21 protein-coding genes are annotated in these 19,847 nt (G+C 66.1%); 8 read left to right on the forward strand and 13 right to left on the reverse strand.

Going from position 1 to position 19,847, the window contains the following annotated elements:
* Nucleotides 1–95 precede the first annotated feature (95 nt).
* The 4 genes from recG to rpoZ all read right to left on the reverse strand — a co-directional run bounded on the left by recG (nt 96) and on the right by rpoZ (nt 5,232).
* The gene (recG, locus tag RUU78_RS23005) at nt 96–2,177 is read right to left on the reverse strand and encodes an ATP-dependent DNA helicase RecG (protein ID WP_313920098.1); all 2,082 of its coding nucleotides are present in this window, start codon (nt 2,175–2,177) and stop codon (nt 96–98) included.
* Nucleotides 2,178–2,203: 26 nt separating this feature from the next.
* On the reverse strand, nt 2,204–2,587 hold the full coding sequence (locus tag RUU78_RS23010; RefSeq protein WP_313920099.1) for a RidA family protein: 384 nt from the start codon (nt 2,585–2,587) through the stop codon (nt 2,204–2,206).
* A 130-nt stretch (nt 2,588–2,717) separates the two neighbouring features.
* A complete protein-coding gene (locus RUU78_RS23015) occupies nt 2,718–4,871 on the reverse strand; it encodes a bifunctional (p)ppGpp synthetase/guanosine-3',5'-bis(diphosphate) 3'-pyrophosphohydrolase (RefSeq protein WP_313920122.1) in 2,154 nt (717 codons plus the stop codon).
* Between the two features lie 67 nt (nt 4,872–4,938).
* On the reverse strand, nt 4,939–5,232 hold the full coding sequence (rpoZ, locus tag RUU78_RS23020; protein WP_313920100.1) for a DNA-directed RNA polymerase subunit omega: 294 nt from the start codon (nt 5,230–5,232) through the stop codon (nt 4,939–4,941).
* A gap of 242 nt (nt 5,233–5,474) precedes the next feature.
* Here rpoZ and RUU78_RS23025 point away from each other — a divergent pair, with 242 nt between their 5' ends.
* Complete coding sequence (locus tag RUU78_RS23025; RefSeq protein WP_313920101.1) at nt 5,475–6,332, forward strand: VacJ family lipoprotein; 858 nt, start codon at nt 5,475–5,477, stop codon at nt 6,330–6,332.
* Between the two features lie 22 nt (nt 6,333–6,354).
* On the opposite strand, the gene RUU78_RS23030 is transcribed toward RUU78_RS23025, so the two are convergent.
* From RUU78_RS23030 to RUU78_RS23060, 7 genes are all read right to left on the reverse strand, one after another.
* Nucleotides 6,355–6,666 (reverse strand): STAS domain-containing protein, encoded by a 312-nt coding sequence (locus RUU78_RS23030; protein ID WP_313920102.1) that lies wholly within the window; start codon nt 6,664–6,666, stop codon nt 6,355–6,357.
* Nucleotides 6,663–7,298 (reverse strand): ABC transporter substrate-binding protein, encoded by a 636-nt coding sequence (locus tag RUU78_RS23035; protein WP_313920123.1) that lies wholly within the window; start codon nt 7,296–7,298, stop codon nt 6,663–6,665. Before RUU78_RS23035 ends, RUU78_RS23030 begins: the two co-directional genes overlap by 4 nt.
* A gap of 19 nt (nt 7,299–7,317) precedes the next feature.
* Nucleotides 7,318–7,848: an outer membrane lipid asymmetry maintenance protein MlaD gene (mlaD, locus tag RUU78_RS23040; RefSeq protein WP_313920103.1), complete on the reverse strand. Its 531-nt coding sequence runs from the start codon at nt 7,846–7,848 to the stop codon at nt 7,318–7,320.
* Nucleotides 7,849–7,866: 18 nt separating this feature from the next.
* Nucleotides 7,867–8,637 (reverse strand): lipid asymmetry maintenance ABC transporter permease subunit MlaE, encoded by a 771-nt coding sequence (gene mlaE / locus RUU78_RS23045; RefSeq protein WP_313920104.1) that lies wholly within the window; start codon nt 8,635–8,637, stop codon nt 7,867–7,869.
* Entirely contained in the window at nt 8,634–9,464 is an 831-nt protein-coding gene (locus tag RUU78_RS23050; RefSeq protein WP_313920105.1) for an ABC transporter ATP-binding protein, read from the reverse strand. Before RUU78_RS23050 ends, mlaE begins: the two co-directional genes overlap by 4 nt.
* Nucleotides 9,465–9,576: 112 nt before the next feature.
* On the reverse strand, nt 9,577–10,197 hold the full coding sequence (gmk, locus tag RUU78_RS23055) for a guanylate kinase (RefSeq protein ID WP_313920106.1): 621 nt from the start codon (nt 10,195–10,197) through the stop codon (nt 9,577–9,579).
* Entirely contained in the window at nt 10,198–11,061 is an 864-nt protein-coding gene (locus RUU78_RS23060) for a YicC/YloC family endoribonuclease (RefSeq protein WP_313920107.1), read from the reverse strand.
* Nucleotides 11,062–11,128: 67 nt separating this feature from the next.
* On the opposite strand from RUU78_RS23060, the gene rph reads away from it, so the two are divergent.
* From rph to RUU78_RS23095, 7 genes are all read left to right on the forward strand, one after another.
* A complete protein-coding gene (gene rph / locus RUU78_RS23065; RefSeq protein WP_313920108.1) occupies nt 11,129–11,857 on the forward strand; it encodes a ribonuclease PH in 729 nt (242 codons plus the stop codon).
* A gap of 8 nt (nt 11,858–11,865) precedes the next feature.
* Nucleotides 11,866–12,483 carry an RdgB/HAM1 family non-canonical purine NTP pyrophosphatase gene (rdgB, locus tag RUU78_RS23070; protein ID WP_313920109.1) on the forward strand — a complete coding sequence of 206 codons (618 nt, stop codon included), beginning with the start codon at nt 11,866–11,868 and terminating at the stop codon, nt 12,481–12,483.
* A complete protein-coding gene (hemW, locus tag RUU78_RS23075; protein WP_313920110.1) occupies nt 12,480–13,634 on the forward strand; it encodes a radical SAM family heme chaperone HemW in 1,155 nt (384 codons plus the stop codon). The genes rdgB and hemW overlap by 4 nt, the downstream gene beginning before the upstream one ends.
* Before the next feature lie 34 nt (nt 13,635–13,668).
* Complete coding sequence (locus tag RUU78_RS23080; protein ID WP_313920111.1) at nt 13,669–13,857, forward strand: CPXCG motif-containing cysteine-rich protein; 189 nt, start codon at nt 13,669–13,671, stop codon at nt 13,855–13,857.
* A 122-nt stretch (nt 13,858–13,979) separates the two neighbouring features.
* On the forward strand, nt 13,980–16,334 hold the full coding sequence (locus RUU78_RS23085; protein WP_313920112.1) for a DUF1631 domain-containing protein: 2,355 nt from the start codon (nt 13,980–13,982) through the stop codon (nt 16,332–16,334).
* An 11-nt stretch (nt 16,335–16,345) separates the two neighbouring features.
* Nucleotides 16,346–16,693, forward strand: coding sequence for a PilZ domain-containing protein (locus RUU78_RS23090; RefSeq protein WP_313920113.1), 348 nt, complete (start codon nt 16,346–16,348; stop codon nt 16,691–16,693).
* Nucleotides 16,694–16,700: 7 nt separating this feature from the next.
* Nucleotides 16,701–17,783, forward strand: coding sequence for an FAD:protein FMN transferase (locus tag RUU78_RS23095; protein ID WP_313920114.1), 1,083 nt, complete (start codon nt 16,701–16,703; stop codon nt 17,781–17,783).
* Nucleotides 17,784–17,874: 91 nt separating this feature from the next.
* On the opposite strand, the gene RUU78_RS23100 is transcribed toward RUU78_RS23095, so the two are convergent.
* Nucleotides 17,875–18,696: a hypothetical protein gene (locus RUU78_RS23100; protein WP_313920115.1), complete on the reverse strand. Its 822-nt coding sequence runs from the start codon at nt 18,694–18,696 to the stop codon at nt 17,875–17,877.
* Between the two features lie 169 nt (nt 18,697–18,865).
* Nucleotides 18,866–19,606, reverse strand: a complete 741-nt coding sequence (locus tag RUU78_RS23105) for a helix-turn-helix transcriptional regulator (RefSeq protein WP_313920116.1) — start codon at nt 19,604–19,606, stop codon at nt 18,866–18,868.
* Nucleotides 19,607–19,847 lie beyond the last annotated feature (241 nt).

Here is a 19,847-nt window from a genome sequence, read left to right on the forward strand (position 1 = left end):
TCGCTCCTGGTGGACGGCGGCACTATACCGCGGCGTTCTGGGGCGAAAGCGGACCCAGGCGGACGGCCGTCGCAATCCTGCGACCGCAGGTCGGCTCAGGCGCCCGCATAGCGCGCCGAGGCGCCGATCCAGCGCACGACTATGCGTTCGGCGAGTACGGGGTAGCCGTCGAGCAGGGCCTCGCCGACGCGCTGCACGCTGGGTAGCAGAGCCGAATCGCGCTGAATGTCGGCAATGCGGAACTCGAGCCGCCCGGTCTGGCGAGTGCCCAGCATTTCGCCGGGACCACGCAGCTCGAGATCCTTTTCGGCAATACGGAACCCGTCGTTGGTCTCGCGCATGACATTGAGACGCGCCTTCGCCAGCTGCGACAACGGCGGCTGGTACAGCAGCGCGCAGCTCGAAGCGACGCTGCCGCGGCCGACACGGCCGCGTAGCTGATGCAGCTGGGCCAGGCCCAGCCGCTCGGCGTTCTCGATCACCATGACGCTGGCGTTGGGCACATCGACGCCCACCTCGATCACCGTCGTCGCGACGAGCACGGCGATTTCGCCGGCCTTGAAGGCGTCCATGATCGCGCTTTTTTCCTTGGGCTTGAGGCGGCCGTGCACGAGTCCGATCTTCAGTTCCGGCAGCACCGCGCTGAGTTCGACATGGGTCACTTCGGCGGCCTGCGCCTGCAGCAGCTCGGTCTCCTCGATCAGCGTGCAGACCCAATAGGCCTGACGACCTTCGAGGCAGGCCGCGCGGATGCGCGCAATCATTTCCGCGCGACGCGTGTTGGACACGACGACCGTGGTCACCGGCGTACGGCCGGGCGGCAGTTCATCGATGACCGAGACGTCGAGGTCCGCATAGGCCGTCATCGCGAGCGTGCGCGGAATCGGCGTGGCGGTGAGCACGAGCTGATGCGGACTGCGCTCGCCTTCGCGCCCCTTGTCGCGGAGCGCGAGGCGCTGGTGCACGCCGAAGCGATGCTGCTCATCGATGATGGCCAAGCCCAGCGCGCGGAACACCACGCCTTCCTGCATCAGCGCATGCGTGCCGACGACGACGCCTGCACCACCGGCAACAGCCTCCAGCGCGGCCTTGCGCGCGCGGCCTTGCACCTTGCCGGCAAGCCAGACCACCTCGATACCCAGCGGTTCGAACCAGCCGCGCAAGGTGCGCAGATGCTGCTCGGCCAGCAGTTCCGTCGGCGCCATCAGGGCCGCCTGATGACCGGCTTCGACGGCCGCGAGCGCAGCGAGCGCAGCCACGACGGTCTTGCCCGAACCCACATCGCCCTGCACCAGCCGCAGCATCGGCTGCGCGGTCTGCAGATCGGTGTCGATCTCGGCACCGACGCGCGCCTGGGCCGCCGTCAACGCATACGGCAATGCACGCAGCAGGCGGCCGCGCAATACCCCACTACCGCGAAGCACCGGCGCCGCATGGCGCCGTACCGCGTTGCGCAGTTGCTTGAGGCTCAAGTGATGGCTCAGCAGCTCTTCGAACGCGAGACGCTGCTGCGCCGGATGCACGCCGGCGAGGAGTTGCGTGACGTCTGCGTCCGGCGGCGGTCGATGCACGAACAGCAAAGCCTTGCGCAACGACGCAAGCCTGAGACCCGCCCGCAGTTCGCGCGGGATCAGCTCCAACTGCTCGTCGTCGGGCAGGCGCTGCAGCGCGAGCTGGATCAGCGTGCCGATGCGCTTCTGTCCCAGCCCTTCGGTCGTGGGATATACCGGCGTCAGTGTTTCCTCGACTGCCGTCGGATCGTCTCCGGCCAGCCGCTGGTATTGCGGGTGCACCATCTCCAGGCCGTGCTGGCCATGGCGCACATCGCCGTAGCAGCGCAGGCGAGCGCCGGCTTTCAGCTGTTGCGCCTGCGCACCGTTGAAGTGGAAAAAGCGCAAGACCAGGGTTGCCTGCGAACCGTCGCTGATCGCCACGCGCAACTGTGGGCGGCCGCGAAATCCGCGCTCGACGGCATCGATGACGCCTTCGACCTGGGCCGCCTCGCCGACGGTCAGGTCGGCGATGGGCACCAGGCGCGTGCGATCTTCATAGCGCAGCGGCAGGTGGAACCAGAGATCCTGCAACACCGTCATGCCGAGCCGCGCCAGACACTCGCGCAGCGATGGCCCGACGCCCGGCAGGTCGGTCAGCGGCTGCAGCCCCGCGTCCGGCAGCATCCCGGTGTGCTACGGCGGCGCGGGCGTCAGCCGCGCACCAGGACCAGGTCGATCTCGACCTCCGCGCCACGTGGCAATGCAGCGACGCCGATCGTCGAGCGTGCCGGGTACGGCTGCTGGAAATATTCCGCCATGACCGCATTCACCGCGGCGAAATTGGACAGGTCCGTGAGGTAAATGCCGACCCGCGCCACATCGGCAAAACCCGCGCCGGCAGCCTCGATCACCGCGCGCAGGTTTTCGAATACGCGCCGCGCCTGGGCATCGATGGTGCCGGCGACCAGTTCGCCGGTGGCCGGATCGAGCGGAATCTGTCCCGAGGTATAGATCGTGCCGCCGACCTGCACGGCCTGGGAATACGGGCCGATGGCCTTGGGAGCGTTGTCGCTGGCGACGATGGTGCGGGACATGGGCTCATCCTCGATCGGTGGAGTGACCGGCGATTCTACCGGCTCGCCCCGCTTCCGCGATCGCCGCAAACGGGCGACTCACCCGACGGATCGCTTGCATGCAGCGCCGGTATCAGACTGGGCGTCCGTATCAGACCGGATGTCTGTAAACGCCGTGCACCACGCCGAGCCGGCGCACGCGGCGCATCACATCGGCCAGATGCTTGCGGTTGCGCACCTCGATCGTGAATACGATGATCGCCGACATCACGCCGCGATCCTGGTACTCGACGTTCTCGATGTTGGAATTGCTCTCGGCAATCGCTGCGGCGACGGACGCGAGCACGCCGGGCTTGTTCTGGATGTCGACACGCAGTTCGCACTTGTAGTCGCCGCTGACGTCACGATCCCATTCCATCGCGATGCAGCGCTCTGGCAATTTTCGGAATTCCTGCACATTCGGGCACTCGAGCCGGTGCACGACGACACCCTTGCCAGCCGACATGAATCCCATGATGTCGTCGCCGGGCAGCGGATGGCAGCAGTTGGCAAACGTCAGCACGCCGCGCTCCGCGCCGGTGATCCGGATGCTTTCGGCCGTGCGGGAGACGCGCAGGCGCGTCTTGCCGCCTTTCAGGCGCAGCAACTGGGTGGCGACGTGATCGGCGACCCGGTTGCCGAGCGCGATGTCGGCAAGCAGCTCCTCGAGGCGACGGAATTTCTGCTCGGCCAGATAGCGGTCGAGCACGTCGCCCGGAACGCCTTCGAGCGAGATGCCCACCTGGTCCAGCGCTCTGTCGAGCATGCGATGGCCGAGCTCGACCGCGTCCTCGTGCTGGAGTCGCTTGAGGTGGTGGCGGATCGCGGTGCGCGCCTTTGCCGACACCACCCACTCCAGCCACTGCGGATGCGGCTGTGCCGACGGCGCGGTGATGATCTCCACGGTCTGTCCGCTGACCAGTCGCGTGCGCAGCGGCGCGAGTTTGTTCTCAACCCGCGCGGCCACTGCGTGCTGGCCGACTTCACTGTGCACGGCGTAGGCGAAATCCAGCGCCGTCGCGTTGCGCGGCAGCGCGAGGATGCGACCCTTCGGCGTGAACAGGTATACATCGTCGGGAAACAGGTCGACCTTGACGTTCTCGATGAATTCCAGCGACGAGGCCGTGCGCGACTGACTGTCCACGAGGCCTTCGACCCACTCGCGCGCACGCGACTGAGCCGCGTTGCCCGTACCGCCGCCGGCCTTGTAGGCCCAGTGCGCGGCCACGCCGCGCTCGGCAACCGAATCCATTTCTTCGGTGCGGATCTGGATTTCGATCGGCGCGCCGAACGGGCCGAACACGACGGTATGCAACGACTGGTAGCCGTTGACCTTCGGGATCGCGATGAAGTCGCGGAAGCGCGTATCCATCGGCTTGTACAGGCCGTGCACCGCACCGAGCGCGTGATAGCAGCGCATCACGCTGTCGGTGACGACGCGGAACCCGTAGACGTCCATGACCTGGACGAATGATTTGTGCTCGTTGCGCATCTTGGTGTAGATGCTGAACGGCGATTTGATGCGGCTGACCACGCGCGCGACGATGCCTTCGGAAGCCAGCCGGGCGGCAATGGCCGACTCGATCTTGGCCATCGCCTCGCGCCGGTTGCCCAGCGCGCTCTTGATGCGCGTTTCGATGACCCGGTGCCGATCCGGATACATCGCGCGGAAGCCCAGCTCCTGCAGCTCACCCTTGAAGCGGTTCATGCCCAGGCGCTGCGCGATCGGCGCGTAGATTTCCAGCGTCTCGCGCGCGATGCGGCGGCGCGACGCGGGTTCCATCGCACCGAGCGTGCGCATGTTGTGCAGGCGATCGGCAAGCTTGATCAGGATCACGCGCAGGTCGCGCGCCATCGCCAGCAGCATCTTGCGGAAACTTTCCGCGGCGGCTTCCTGGCGGCTCTTGAAATGCAGCTTGTCGAGCTTGGTCACGCCGTCGACGAGTTCCGCGACCGGCTCGCCGAATTCCGCGGCCAGTTCAGCCCGCGTCAGATCCGTGTCTTCGAGCGTGTCGTGAAGAATGGCTGCGATGATGGTCTCGTGGTCGAGACACAGGTCCGCCATGATCGAGGCCACGGCGACCGGATGCGTGATGTAGGGTTCGCCGCTCTTGCGCTTCTGCTCACGGTGGGAGTGAGCGCCGACCTCGTAGGCGCGGCGCACCAGAGCGATCTGCGCGAGAGGCAGGTAGCTCTGAAGCTTCTCTTCCAGCGCGCGAACGTAGGCGGGAGGATCGCTCAACGCCGGCGCCTGCTGCGAGACCAGGGCCGTATCCACGGGGTACTCCGCCGGGGGTCAGGCTGGCGCAGGACGCCAGCCGTTGGTAGAGGTATTACAAATCGTCGCCGCCGCCCTTGAGGTCGTCGTCGACTTCGGCCGCAGCCCATTCCAGCGCTTCGCGCTCGGCGCGTTCGCGCTCGAGCTTGTCGACCTGTTCGATGAGGGCATTGTCGACCTTGCCTTCGGCGATCTCGCGCAGCGCGAGCACGGTCGGCTTGTCGTTCTCGCCGCTGACCAGCGAATCCGCGCCCTTGGCCAGCTGGCGCGCACGCTTGGTCGCCATCAATACCAGTTCGAAGCGGTTGTCGACGACCTGCAGGCAGTCTTCTACGGTTACTCGTGCCATGTGAACCTCAAAATCAAAAAAATCAGACGCTTGTATGCCGGCATTGTAGCCGCCGGGTCCGCCGCCGCGCAAACGGGGCTTGGACCATCCCGGTGCCGGCGGTGTAAACTTTGCGGTTCGCGCCCGGACCGGGCCGCCTGAACCGCCGCGATTCAGACGGCTGTCGACGGTGCCGCAGCTAGCTTGAATCTGCAAAGATTGGCTTCACGTCGCCCGATCGTTCGCCGCAGGAAGCCGTACGCATGCAATCCCCGAAGCGCTGGAAGCCGCTGAAGAACCTGATCCTGGTCGCCTTCAGCGTCCTGCTGGCGGGCTGCACCATCGCCAAACCGCGTAGCGACGATCCCTGGGAACGCTTCAACCGCAAGGCCTATGCGTTCAATGACGCCGCCGATCGCGCCGTGATCCGGCCCGTCGCGGTGGGCTACCGCAAGATCACGACCCCCAACATGCGCCGTGTGCTGAGCAACTTCTTCAGCAATGTGCGCATGCCGATCACGATGGTCAACAACCTGCTGCAGGGCCGTCCCAAGGATTTCACCCGCAGCACTGGCCGTTTCCTCGTCAATACCACGCTGGGCCTTGTCGGCTTTTTCGATCCGGCCAGCCAGATGGGTCTGAAGCTGCAGGAACAGGACTTCGGCACCACGCTCGCGAAATGGGGCGTACCCGATGGCCCTTACATGGTGCTGCCGCTGCTCGGCTCAACCACGGCGCGCGATGTGTTCCGCTTCCCCGTCGACCGCTTCTTCGATCCGTTGGCGCTGTATGCCAGAGACCGCGACCTGCGGTTCCAGGCCCAATACATGCCGAGCTGGCTGTTCCTGGTCACCCTGCGCTCCCGCGGCATCGAAGCCGAAGGCCTGCTGGAAGGCGTTTACGACCCCTACGTGTTCTACCGCGACGCGTATCGTCAGCAACGTGTCTACCAGATCTATGACGGCAACCCGCCGGTCGAGGTGATCGAACAGTTGCAGGGCGTCGGCGAGGACTTCGATCCGGAAGAACTGCTCGAGGAGCAGCGCAGCATCAATAAGCCGCTGCCGCCGGACGGCGACAAGTCTGCGACAGACGACGAAGGCACATTGCGGCAGGGCTGAACGGCGGCGTTCAGCGCCTGCGTCAGGCGCGGATACCGAGCAAGTCTTCCACTTCGCCCAATTGCGCCAACGCGAGCAAGGTGGCTGGCACCGACGTTATGGCCATCGTCACGCCACGCGCCTGCGCGGCGCGGCGCAGCGCGAGCAATACTGCAAGTCCCGCGCTGTCGCTGGCGGTCACGCCAGCGAGATCCAGCGTAGTCACCTCGTCACGAGCGACAGCCGGCCGCGCGTCGGCCAGTGCCTTCGCGGCGGTTGCGAACACGAGCGCGCCAGACATCGCAAGGATGCCCGGCGCCGGTGACGAGACCGTCAATTGCGCGGCAGTCGTCATTGCCTGGTCGTCTTTTCCAGGCTTTCCAGCGCCTTTTCGCCCTGGGTTTCCAGGCGCGTGATCAGTTGGTCGAGGCTGGTTTTCGCAATCTCGGCCGACACCTGGTTGCGGTAGTTGGTCACGTAGGAAATGCCTTCGATGATCACGTCGTAGGCTTTCCAGTCGCCGCCCTTGGTCTTGCGGAACGCATAGTCGACCGGCACGCGTTTGCCGTCGTCGAGAATGACTTCGGTGCGCACCAGCGAGCGCTTCTCGTTGAGCTCACCCTTGTAGGGCGCGATGTCGATGCGGCCACGCGTGTAGTTGAGCAGGCCTTCCGCGTAGCGGTGGGCAATGGAGTTGTAAAACGCCTTGGCGAAGCGCGTACGCTGCTCTGGCGTCGCACTGCGGGCGTTCTGGCCGAGGACGAGGATAGACGCGTAGTCGATGTCGAAGTGCGGCAGCACGATGCCGTCGATGAGCTTGATCAGCTTGTCGCGGTCGCTGCTCAACTCATCCTTGCGTCCTTCGAGCGCCTTGCCGAGATCGTCGGCGATGCCCTGCACGACTCCATTCGGGTCGGCCGGCGCTGCCTGCACGGTCGGCACGGCAGCGAGTAGCAGCACGGCCAGTAGCGGCAGCAGTTTGCGGATTACACTCATGGATCTAGCCTCAATGGGTCGCAGGATCAGGGGTAGCGGTCGCGGGGTCGGCAGGCTTGGCATCTTCAGGCTTCCTGGCGGGACTATCGCCACTGCCGACGAGGTATTTGCCGATCAGCTCTTCAAGCTGTACCGAGCTTTGCGTGAGGATGATCTCGTCGCCGTCCTTGAACATGTCCGGCGAGCCGCCCGGCTTCAGCGCAACGTACTGATCGCCCAATAAACCACTGGTGAACACAGACGCGGCCGAATCGTCGGGTAGCTGGTTGAATCGCCTGTCGACCGCCAGGGTCACGAGCGCTTCGAGGCGGTCGGGCTCAAGCTGGATGTCGCTCACGCTGCCAATGCGCACGCCAGCAACCTTCACAGGCGCGCGCAATTTGAGCTGGCCGATGTTGGTGAAGCGCGCCTTCAGCGCGTAGGTCGGCCCCTGGCGATAGTTTGCGAGGCTCGTCGTCTGGGTCGCCAGGTAGCCGAGCGCGGTAAAGCCCAGCAGGATGAACAGGCCGGTACCGATCTGGTGGGAACGTCGTTGGGTCATGGCATCACTCGCGCCGCATCACATCAGGAACGCCGTCATCAGGAAATCGATGACGAGAGTAAGAATCGAGGAATAGACCACAGTACGTGTGGTCGCGTAGGCAACGCCTTCGCTGGTCGGCGCAGTGGTATAGCCCTGGAACGTGGCGACGAGCGTGACGACGGCACCGAACACGGCACTCTTCCACACACCGTTCATGACGTCGGTCCAGACATCGACGGCGCCGGTCATGTTCGACCAGAACGTGCCATTGTCGAGCCCGAGCCAGCTCACCGCGACCAGATGCGATCCGAAGATCGCCAGTGCATTGAAGATGCAGGCCAGCAATGGCATTGCGATGATGCCGGCGAGAAAGCGCGGCGCTACGACGTAGGCCATCGGGTCTACCGCCATCATCTCCATGGCTGCGAGCTGGTCGGTGGCGCGCATCAGGCCGATCTCGGCCGTGATCGAGGTTCCGGCGCGGCCGGCGAACAGCAGCGCAGTGATGACCGGACCCAGCTCGCGGTACAGTGCGATCGCGACCACCGTTCCGACCGACGCGGTGCTACCAAAGCGCGACAGCACTTCGTACAGCTGCAGGCCCAGCACCAGGCCGATGAACAGGCCGCAGGTGATGATGATGACGAGGCTCATCGCGCCGACGAAGAAGATCTGGCGTACGGTCTCGGCGAAATAGCGCAAGCTGCGCGGGATCGCGGCGAGCACCTGCAGCAGGAACAGGCCGAGCGCACCCACCTGGGCGAGTCCATCGCCAAGCCGGCTGCCGCGGTCGCGTTTTTCGCTCATGGGCGCACCTGCGCAAAGCCGAGGTCGGCGGCATAGTCGCGCGCCGGATAGTGGAACGGGACCGGGCCGTCGGCTTCGCCGCCGAAGAACTGGCGGGTCCAGTCGCTGGCGCCACGCACGAGTTCCTGCGGCGTACCGTGCGCAGCCACGCGCCCGGCGGCGAGCAGATAGATCTCGTCGGAAACGCGGCTGATCGCGGACAGCTCGTGTGCGACGACGATGCTGGTGAGCCCCAGCGTTTCGTTGAGCACGCGAATGAGCTTGACCACCTGGTTCAGGGCAATCGGATCGAGGCCAACGAAGGGCTCGTCGTAGATCAGCAGCGTCGGATCGCGCACGATGGCCCTGGCCAGTGCGACGCGACGCGCCATACCGCCGGACAGTTCTGCTGGCATCAGCTCCGCCGCACCGCGCAGGCCGACGGCCTGCAGTTTCGTCAGCACGATGTTGCGGATGAGCTCTTCCGGCAGCCGCGCATGCTGGCGCAGTGGGAACGCGACGTTCTCGAAGACGCTGAAATCGGTCAGCAGGGCGGAGTTCTGGAACAGATACCCGATGCGCTCACGCAGATCGAACAGCGCATTGCGGTCGAGCTTTGCAAGATCATGGCCGTCGACGAGGATCTCACCCGCATCCGGCACGAGCTGGCCGGTGATGTGCCGCAGCAGGGTGGTCTTGCCGGTGCCGCTAGGCCCCATGATGGCCGTGACCCTGCCGCGCGGGATGTCCAGGTCGACGCCGTCGAATATGATCTTGGATCCGAGCTGCGTACGCAGCCCCCGGATGCGAACAAGTGCATCTGTATGCGATGTGGAAACTGCACTCATCGGTGGCGCCGGGATAGTGGGGGGGGATGAAGCAAGCAGAGAAACCCGAGGATTCGCAGCGCAAACCCCGGCTACCTTAAGCCATGCCCGGCGCCGGCGGAAGCGCGCACGTTCAGTCCGGTTTCAGAAGGTCCGCGATCTGCGCCTCATGCCGTGCCAGTTGCTTGTCGCAGCGCAGGCGCTGGCTGGTCACGATCGCGCGCAGCTCGGCCAGGGCCGTCGCGAAATCGTCATTCACGATGATGTAATCGAATTCGCGGCAATGGGCCATCTCGACGCGCGCCTCGGCGGTGCGTCGCGATATCACCGCCTCGCTGTCGGAGCCGCGCGTGCGCAGGCGCCGCAGAAGTTCCTCACGCGAAGGCGGCAGGATGAAGATGCTGACGCAGGGCAGTTTCTGGCGCACCTGCTGCGCGCCCTGCCAGTCGATCTCCAGCAACACGTCGCGTCCCGCGGCGAATCGTTCGGCGACCGTCGCGCGCGAGGTACCGTAGAGATTGCCAAAAACCTCCGCGTGCTCGAGAAACGCATCTTTCTCGATCAGAAGCTCGAACTCGGCGCGTTTGACGAAGTGATAGTGCACGCCGTCCTTGTCGGTCGGCCGCGGCTGCCGCGTCGTATGCGAGATGGACAGCACGATGCCGGGCTCGCGCTCGAGCAGCGCATTGACCAGGCTGGACTTGCCTGCGCCGGAAGGGGCGGCGACGATGAACAAGGTGCCGGGCATGGTCATCTACTCGATGTTCTGGACTTGCTCACGCATCTGCTCGATCAGCACCTTGAGCTCGACAGCGGCCTGGGTCGTGCGCTGGTCGACCGACTTGGAGCCCAGCGTATTGGCTTCGCGATTGAACTCCTGCATGAGAAAATCGAGTCGGCGACCGTTCGCATCGTTGAGCTTGAGGATGCGCCGCGCCTCGGCCAGATGGGCTGTGAGGCGGTCCAGTTCCTCGTCCACGTCGATACGCGACAGCTGCAGCACCAGTTCCTGCTCCAGCCGGGTCTGATCCGTGCCCTGGCGGAAATCGGCGAGCTTGGTCTCGAGCTTCTGGCGCAGCGCGACACGGATCTCCGGCAGCCAGCCGCGTACCTGGGCGACTGCGGCGGCGATGCCGTCGAGGCGCTCGGCGATGAATCCGGCGAGTCGCTCGCCTTCGCGCAGCCGCGTCGCGACCATGTCGTCCAGCGCCTCATCCAGCAGCGCCAGCGCGGCGGTCTGCAGTTCGGTCTGGTCCACTTCGGGCTTGACCATCACGCCGTCGATACCAAGCAGGCCGACGAAATCCGTGCTCAGACCCGGAAAACGCGGCGCCAGACGCGTGGCCGCCTCTTGCAACTGCGCCAGCAGGGCTTCGTTCAATTGCAGCCCTGTCGCCGCCGAACCGTTGCTGCGCAGGCGCATCCCGAGGTCGACCTTGCCGCGGGTGAGCTTGGCCGCGACGCGTTCGCGCAGCTGAGACTCCACGGTGCGCAATTCTTCCGGCAGGCGCGGGCTGAGCTCGAGGTAGCGGTGGTTGACCGAGCGCAGCTCGCACGACAACAAACCCAGCGGGGTGACGCTCTCGGCGCTGGCGTACGCGGTCATGCTACGGATCATGTCGGTCCCGGTCGGGAAAAGGGCCGCAATGGTAAACTCGCCGCCCGCTTTCCCCAAGTTCCCGCCCATGACCCCAGTTCTGCGCCCCGATGGTCGCGCGTCCGACCAGCTGCGCCCGCTCACCCTGCAGCGCCGCTATACCTGCCACGCGGAAGGTTCCGTGTTGATCTCCTGCGGCAATACGCGCGTGCTGTGCACTGCCAGCGTCGAGGAAAAAGTCCCGCCATTCCTTCGTGGCAAGGGCGAAGGCTGGATCACGGCCGAATACGGCATGCTGCCGCGGGCGACCAAGGAGCGCACTCAGCGCGAAGCGGCGCGCGGCGGTCAGGGCGGCCGCACTATGGAAATCCAGCGCCTGATCGGGCGCAGCCTACGCGCCTGCGTCGATCGCAACGCCCTCGGTGAACGCACCATCACGCTGGATTGCGACGTGCTGCAGGCCGACGGTGGCACGCGCTGCGCCGCGATCACCGGCGCCTACGTCGCGCTCGTCGACGCGATACGCTCGCTGCAGGCGCGGCGCCTGATAAAGAAGGACCCCGTCTTCGGCGCCATCGCCGCCGTGTCGGTCGGCATCGTCAAGGGCGTACCGGTGCTGGACCTGGACTATGTCGAGGACTCCGGCTGTGACACCGACATGAACGTCGTCATGAACGACGGTGGTGGCTTCATCGAGTTGCAGGGCACGGCCGAAGGCCACGCCTTCCGCAGCGACGAGCTGCAACAGATGCTGGCGCTCGCCGGCAAGGGCGTCACCGAACTCATCGCGGCGCAACGCGCAGCGCTGGCGGGCTGAAGCCGACGGTGAAGACCATCGTCCTGGCCAGCGGCAACCGCGGCAAACTGGCCGAGCTGGGCGAGATGCTCGCGGCGTTGGAACTCGAAGTCGTGGCGCAGGGCTCGCTCGGCGTCGGCGACGCGGACGAGAGCGGCCTCAGTTTTGTGGAAAACGCGCTCATCAAGGCGCGCCACGCGGCCCGCGTGACCGGCCTGCCGGCGCTGGCCGATGATTCCGGCCTCTGTGTCGATGCGCTGGCCGGCGCACCGGGCCTGTATTCGGCACGCTACGCCGGACGTCACGGCGACGACGCGGCCAACAACGCGCGGCTGCTGGCCGACCTCGGCGAGCTGCCTGAAACGCGGCGCGGCGCGTACTTCTACTGCTGCCTCGTGCTGCTGCGCCACGCCGAGGATCCGTCGCCGCTCCTTGCCGAAGGCCGCTGGGCTGGCCGCGTGCTGAGCCGGCCACAGGGCGATGGTGGCTTCGGCTACGACCCGCTGTTCCAGCCCCACGGCTTCGCCGGTTCCGCCGCGGACCTGCAACCCGTCGAAAAGAACCGGCGCAGCCATCGCGGCCAGGCCGTCGCCGCGCTGATGGCAGGCCTGCGGCGCGAACTGCGGCGCACGCACACCAAGCCGTGAGCGCATCGCCACTCGCGCTCTATGTGCACATTCCGTGGTGCGTGCGCAAATGCCCGTACTGCGATTTCAATTCGCATACCGCACCCGCTGGCCTGCCCGAGAGCGCCTACGTGTCCGCGTTGATGGCCGACCTCGATCAGGATCTGCGCGACTACGGCGAGGTGCTGGCCGGCCGCTCCGTCGTCAGCGTGTTTTTTGGCGGTGGCACGCCGAGCCTGTTCTCGGCTCCGGCGATCGGCGCCATCCTCGACGGCGCGCGACAGCGGCTTGACTTCGCCGACGACGCCGAGATCACGTTGGAAACCAACCCCGGCACCGTCGAACACGGCCGCTTCGAAGACTACCGGCGCACCGGCGTGAATCGCCTGAGCTTTGGCGTGCAGAGCTTCGACGACCGCAAGCTCGCCGCGCTCGGACGCATCCACAGCGCGGACGAAGTCCGTCAGGCCGTGCGGCTCGGTCGCGCCGCCGGCTACGACAACTTCAACCTGGACCTGATGTACGCGCTGCCGCAGCAGGACCTGGCGCAGGCGCTGGCCGACGTCGAGCAGGCGCTGGCGCTGGCTCCGACCCACATCTCGCACTACCAGCTGACGCTCGAACCGAACACCGCGTTCGCACGCAGACCGCCGCCACTGCCCGACGACGATCTCGCCTGGGACATGCAGGAAGCCTGTCAGCAGCGCCTGGCCACGGCGGGCTACGACCACTATGAGACCTCGGCCTATGCGCGACCCGGCTTCCGCAGCGCGCACAATGTGAACTATTGGCAATTTGGCGACTATCTCGGCATCGGCGCCGGCGCCCACGCCAAGCTCGGCGGCTCCGCCGCCGCGCCGCGGCGGCGCTGGAAAGTGCGTGCACCAAATGCCTACCTGGTGCACGCCGGCACGCCACGCGGCATCGGCGGCGACGATCCGATCGCGGGCGAACAGCTGCCGTTCGAGTTCATGCTCAACGCGCTGCGCCTGGAGCACGGCTACCCGCGCAACCTGTTCGCCGCGCGCACCGGCCTGGACGACGCGCAGATCGCCGGTCCGATGGCCGAGGCGCAGCGACGCGGATGGCTGGTCAGCGACGCCGACCGGGTACGGCCGACCGATCTGGGCAAGCGATTCCTCAACGACGTGATCGGCCTGTTCCTGCCCTGACACGCTTGTTCACTGTTTCCACCCCGAGGTTCCGATGCTCGAATTCATCCAGCTGCACTGCCCGTACTGCGGCGAGTCCTTCGACTCCAGCATCGACCTGTCCGGCGGCGATCAGGACTACACCGAAGACTGCGCGGTGTGCTGCAAACCGATTTCGGTCAGCGTACGCGTCGATGCCCAGGATGAGCTGATCGGCGTCAGCACGCGCCGCGACCACGACTGAGCAGGGATTTCGCGCGTGCTTCATAGGCATTCCCGCTATGGCTGGCGCGACGAAGCCGAGCATACAATCCAGGCATTGGGGGGAATCAGGGACCCGCTATGCAATTCACGGATGCGGCACCCGTGCCACGACCGAATGGTGAAGTGCGGCTGATCAGCCTCGGCTCGCGGCAGGTGCTGGCGCCACGCGTCCGTTCGTTGCTCGAGGGCGTGCTGTCGCTGGCCGGCGGCATGCTCGAACGTTGGCTGTCGATGGCGCTGAACGAGCACGAGCAGCAGCTGTTCAAACTTGCCGAGAAGGCCCGCAGCAGCAATGAACAGCACGCCGTCTTCGAGTCGCTGCGCGAGGTCAAGCGCGGCCGCGCCGATGTCGCGCCGCGCTTCATGCTGTCGCTCGAATCGGCGCTGGCGCAGTTCGACGGCAAGCAGGTCATCAGCACCGCGCCGCCGGCCCGGCGCTTCCAGGAGCTCGCCCTGGTCGAGACGCGCGATCTCGAGGAAAGCATCGCGCTGCAGGAAATAGCGACCAAGGCCGAGATCCGCCACAGCCAGTTGCTCTACGCGCTGGGCCATCGTTTCGGCGTCCTCGCGGGCGCGCCGGCGCTCGATGCCGAAAGCCTCCCGATCGGTCCGCACCAGATCTGCCAGGCGCTGCGCTATGCCACTGCCTGCCTGGGCATCGCGATCGACCATCGCCTGCTGCTGTACCGCCAGTTCGATCGCCTCGGCATGGTCGAAGCCGGCATCCTGTTCGGTGCGGTCAACGACTATCTGATCGAAAAGCGCATCCTGCGCCATCTGCAGGCCGCCTCGCGCTTCGGTGGCACCACGCCGCCGCCGAGCCAGGCCGATGCACCTGCCGCTGCCAAGCCGACACCGCCACGCACCGCATCGACGCCCGCCGCGCTCGCACCTGCGGCGGATACCGCATCGCGCCTTGCGGCCAGTGCGCCGCCCGCCGAGGACGCCCGCGACTCGCAGCTGTTCCAAACCTTGCGCGAACTGCTGGCCGGACGACGCGAGGTGCGTGGGCAGATACCCGTCAACGCCGCCGCGCTGTCGGACTACGTAGCCAGCAACGAAGACCTGCAGTCGGTGCTCGGCAGCCTGCAGACCAAGCCTGCCGCGCCGATGGTGCTCGGCGGTCGCCTGGTCCAGCGCAACATCGCGCACCTGAAACAGGATCTGCTCAACCAGCTGCGCCAGTTCACGCCGGACGGCCGTCCGCCACAGCTCAGCGAGGTCGACACCGACACCCTCGATCTCGTCGGCATGCTGTTCGATTTCATCGCCAAGGACATGCGCCCGACCAGTGCGACCCAGTCGCTGCTGACCAAACTGCAGGTGCCGGTGCTGCGCGTGGCGCTGCGCGACAAGAGCTTTTTCACCCGCCGCAGCCATCCGGCACGGCAGCTGCTCAACGCGGTCGCGGAGACCGGCCAGTACTGGATCGACGAGAGCGAAGGCGAAACCGACCGCCTGCTCGTCGAGAAGATGCAACTCGTGGTCGACCGCGTCGGCGCCGAGTTCGACGGCCGCGACGAACTGTTCGACGAGCTGCTGACCGACCTCAGCCGCCACATGGGCACGCTGGCGCGCAAGGCCGAAGTGGCCGAGCGCCGCCATGTCGATGCAGCCAAGGGCCGCGAGCGCCTGGACCTCGCGCGCGGACGCGCGGTGCAGGCTGTCGCCGAGCGACTGCAGGACAGGAAAGTCCAGCGGCTCGTACGCGCCCTGCTGGAACAGGCCTGGACCGACGTGCTCGCGCTGACCATCCTGCGCCAGGGCGAGGAATCCGACGCCTACCGGCGCCGCATCGGCGTGGTCGATCAGCTCGTCGCCGGGCCAACTGCGTATACCACCGGGCTGCGCGGCGACATCGAGCAGGGACTGAGCCAGGTCGGTTTCCACCCCGACGAAGTGCAGGGCATGCTGCTGCAGCTACTCGGTGACAGTGAAACACCGAAGGACGACAGCACCGCAACCCGCACCGAGCTCGCCCTCAGACTCAAGGCCAAGACCCGCCTCGGTGAAGAGACCCAGCCGTCGGCCGCGGCGACCACAGCGGCCACCACCGTCGCTGCGGCCGAATCCGCGCGATCCGGTTCGCCCGTCAATTCGGCGCCACCGGGCGCTGGCGAGCCGCTGATCCTCAACGCAGAAGAACGCCAGACCCTCGAACGCCTCAAGACCGTGCCGTACGGCACCTGGTTCGAGTTCGTGCTCAACCAGCAGGGTGAGACCGTGCGGCGCAAGCTGTCCTGGTTCTCGACGCTGACCGGGCGCTGCCTGTTCGTGAACCAGCGCGGTGCGCGCACCGAGGAACGTACGCTGCAGCAGCTGGCGCGAGACATCGTCCGCAAGCAGGCGCGCATCGTCACCGAGGAGCGCGATTCGCTGATCGACCGCGCCTGGGGCGCCATCGTCGGCACGCTCAAGCAATTCTCGGGCAAGCCCGCGCCACAGTCCGCCACCTGAGGGAACCCGCCATGGTCGAACACCGCCGGGCGCCGCGCCGCCGCGCCGAGGAAGTCATCCAGGTCACCAATGCGATCACCGGCGAAGCGGCCGGGCAGATCGTCAACCTGTCGATCGACGGCATGATGCTCGCCAGCCATCGCCCGGCACGCGAAGACGCGCTGTACCAGTTCTCGTTCCAGTTGCCGGACGAACGCGGCAAGCTGCAGCACGTCGAGATCGGCATGCATGAACAGTGGACGGAGCAGGCCGCCGTGCCGGGCCAACACTGGATCGGCCTGCGCTTCATCGACCTGAGCCCGGAAGATCACGCCCTGGTACAAGGCTGGCTGGATCGCGGCCGGCAACACTGGGAATAGCCGGGGCATGCAGCGCCATCTGCTTTTCGCGGCGCTCACCGCGACGCTGCTCCTGGGCGCGGTCTGGCTCTACCGCCAGCAACAGGCCGACGCGCCGCGCAAGGCCAGCTTCGTGATCTTCGGTGGGCTGACCGAAGTCGAGCTGCGCGGAGCGTCCGAAGCCGATGCCGCTGCCGCCTTCGGCGCGATCGGTGAACTGCTGCAACGCGACCAGCGTGCGTGGCATCCGTGGGAAATGAGCGACCTGATGCGCCTCAACGCGGCCATCGCCCAGGGCCAGCCCTACCAGACCTCGGCAGAACTCAGCGGGCTGCTGCGCCAGGCACAGCAGGCCTATGTCGCCAGCGACGGACTGTTCAACCCGGCCATCGGCAGTCTCGTCGACCTGTGGGGCTTTCACACCGGAGACTATCCGATCACCGCGCCGCCGCCGCCGGCGCAGAACATCGCCGCGACGCTGGCCACACAGCCACGCATGGATGACCTGGTCGTGGCCCAAGACGGCACCGTCGCCTCGCGCAACCGCGCGATACAGCTCGACCTCAACGGCCTGGCCGAAGGTTATGCCGCCGAACAGATCGCCGCATTGCTGCGCGAACGCGGCATCGCCAATGCGCTGATCAACGTCGGCGGTGACGTGCTCGCGCTCGGACATGCAGTCGATCGCCCCTGGCGCGTGGGCATCCGCTCACCACAGCATGAAACGCTCGCGGGCGCCGAACTGCGCGGCCACGAGGCGCTGTTTTCCTCGGGCAACTACAACAAGTTCCGCGAAGCCGACGGCCAGCGCTGGGGCCATGTGCTGGATCCGCGCACCGGACAGCCGGCACGCGGTGTGGCCGCGGTCAGCGTCATCCATGGCGACGCCGTCACCGCCGACGTCGCATCGACCGTACTGATGGTGGCCGGACCGGCCGATCTGGAGCGCATCGCGCGTTCACTCGGCGTCGCCTGCGTCGTACTGGTCGGCGAGGACGGCACCGTCTGGATGACGCCCGCCATTCAGCGCCGCCTGGAATTCCTCACGCCGCCGACACAGCTACGGATCACCGGCGATCTCGGCCGCGAATGCGCGAGCGGAAATCAGTAGGGCGTGGGGAGAAGCGAGGAAAGCGTGAAAAAGTAGAAAGACGCGCCCGTGGCTCGCTCGCCCCTTTCTACGCTCCCCTCCATTTCTGCCCTCAATAGCGCGCCTTGATGAACACCGAAGGCCCGCTCAGGCGGATATTGAGCTCGCCGTCGAAATCGCGCTTTTCGGCTTCGATCTTGATGCGCTGCCAGCCGTATTCGGCGCCGAAGCCCAGATGCTGCCAGGGGAAATATTCGAAGCCCGCCGACAGGTTGTAGATATGGCCGGTCAGCGAGCCGCTGTTCTTGCGCACGCCGGAAATGTCGGCGTAGAGACGTGCGTTCTCGCTGAAGGCGTGACGCCAGCCGAGTTCGACCAGCGGCGCCCAGGCAGAAGCGCTTTCGCGCAGGGTGAGCTGCTGCGTGTTGCCGTTGAGCGAACCCTGCCCGCTGAGTTCACCCGCGACGCGGTAGAAACCGCCGCCGAGGCCGATGCCCCAGACGCTGCGCTCGCCGGCCGGAATCCACCAGCGCCAGGCGACGCTCGCGAAGTCCATGTCGAGCGAGCCCTTGACCTGCGCGTTGACGTTGAACGTGCTGCCGTCGTAGTTGATCGTGCGGTCCAGCGTCTCGCTTGCGCTGCGGTGGAAACGATAACCGTCGACTTCGATGCCTTGACTGTCGCCGACGAGGAAGCCAAAACGTGCGCGACCAACTGTGCGGTTCTCGGTCAGGCCGAAATCGTCCTCGAAGTTGACGTCGCTGCCGACGAGGCCGTTGGCGCCGTCGATGCGCGCATCCGCATCACTGTCGGCCTGGTAGGCGCCGACGGAAAAATAGATGCGGTCGAGGGCCATCGGCTTTTCGGCGTGGGCGAGCGGAGCTGCCAGCGCGGCGATCAACAGGGCAGGCAAGCAGCGAAGTGTCGTTTTCATATCCATGATTTCCTGAAGCGGCGTACATACGGTGCAGGCGCGCTGCGCCCGCGAGATTCTGGCATAGCCCGCGTCCAGGTGGTCGGCAACGGACGAATCGATAACAGCTCTCTACCGTTCATCCATGACAGGCCACCAGCCGCGTCCGGCGGCGGCGCGATGATTGTCATCATGACTTTCGCGCGCGTCGAAGGCGCGTGAACTCGGAAAACTCCCATTGGCGCAATCCCAGCATCAGGCTGAAACCGTCGCGGTCGACCAGCGGCAGGCGCGCATCCTGGCGCGCCAGTTCGTCGAATTCCTGCGCCAGCCGCACCATCGCGGTCTTCATGCGCGTGCGCGAACCCATCGACAGCATGCCGCTGAGGAACCGTAACTCGTCGCCGATGCCATCGAACGAACCGCGCAGGAATTCGCCGGCGACGCGCGCGAGGAAGAACTCGTGCACTGGCCCGTCCCGGCGCCAGGCGAAATTGCGCGCGGTCAGCTTCTTGACGCGCCGCGGCGGGCGGTAGTCGACGATGCCCAGCTCGTCGAGCCGCAGCAGCAGGCTGACCAGACGGGTCTCGTCGAACTCATAAGTCGCGGTGATCTCGCCGAATTTCCAGTCGTTGACGAGCAGATAGGTCAGCAACAGCAAATGCGGATCGCGCACGAGGGCGCGCTCCTGCGCTTCGCTGAGCTCCTGCAGGCTCGCGCTTGCCTGGCCGCCATCGACGAGATCGGACAGGCTCAGTTCCAGCACCTCGCAGATGCGGTCGAGCCGGCCCAGGGAGAAATCCCCGCGGCTGAGGTCGCGCTTGATCGTCGGCTCGCTGAGATCCAGCAGCAGCGCAAGCTGCTTGTAGGTAATGCCGCGCTGGCGCAATACGCTGCGGATATTGCGCACCAGGGTCTGTCCGGCGCTCATGCTTCGGCCTCGGGTATAACAATGCGATACCGGATCAGACATCAGGTATAGCCGCGGCGCAAGGATTTGCGCCTGCGCCTGGCGCTGCGGCAGTCTCCTTCACGGACCAGGCAAGTTTCGGGAGTGTTGCTCTTGTGACCTAAACCAGATCCTCACAACCCCGCCAAATGCCTGCTCCGCAGGCATTTGTCCGCCCGGCCCGTTGGGCGTTCAGAGTGATCAGAACCTGTGGTTCTGAGCG

The sequence above is a fragment of the Tahibacter sp. genome, assembly GCF_032229445.1.
Taxonomy (GTDB): Bacteria; Pseudomonadota; Gammaproteobacteria; order Xanthomonadales; family Rhodanobacteraceae; genus Tahibacter.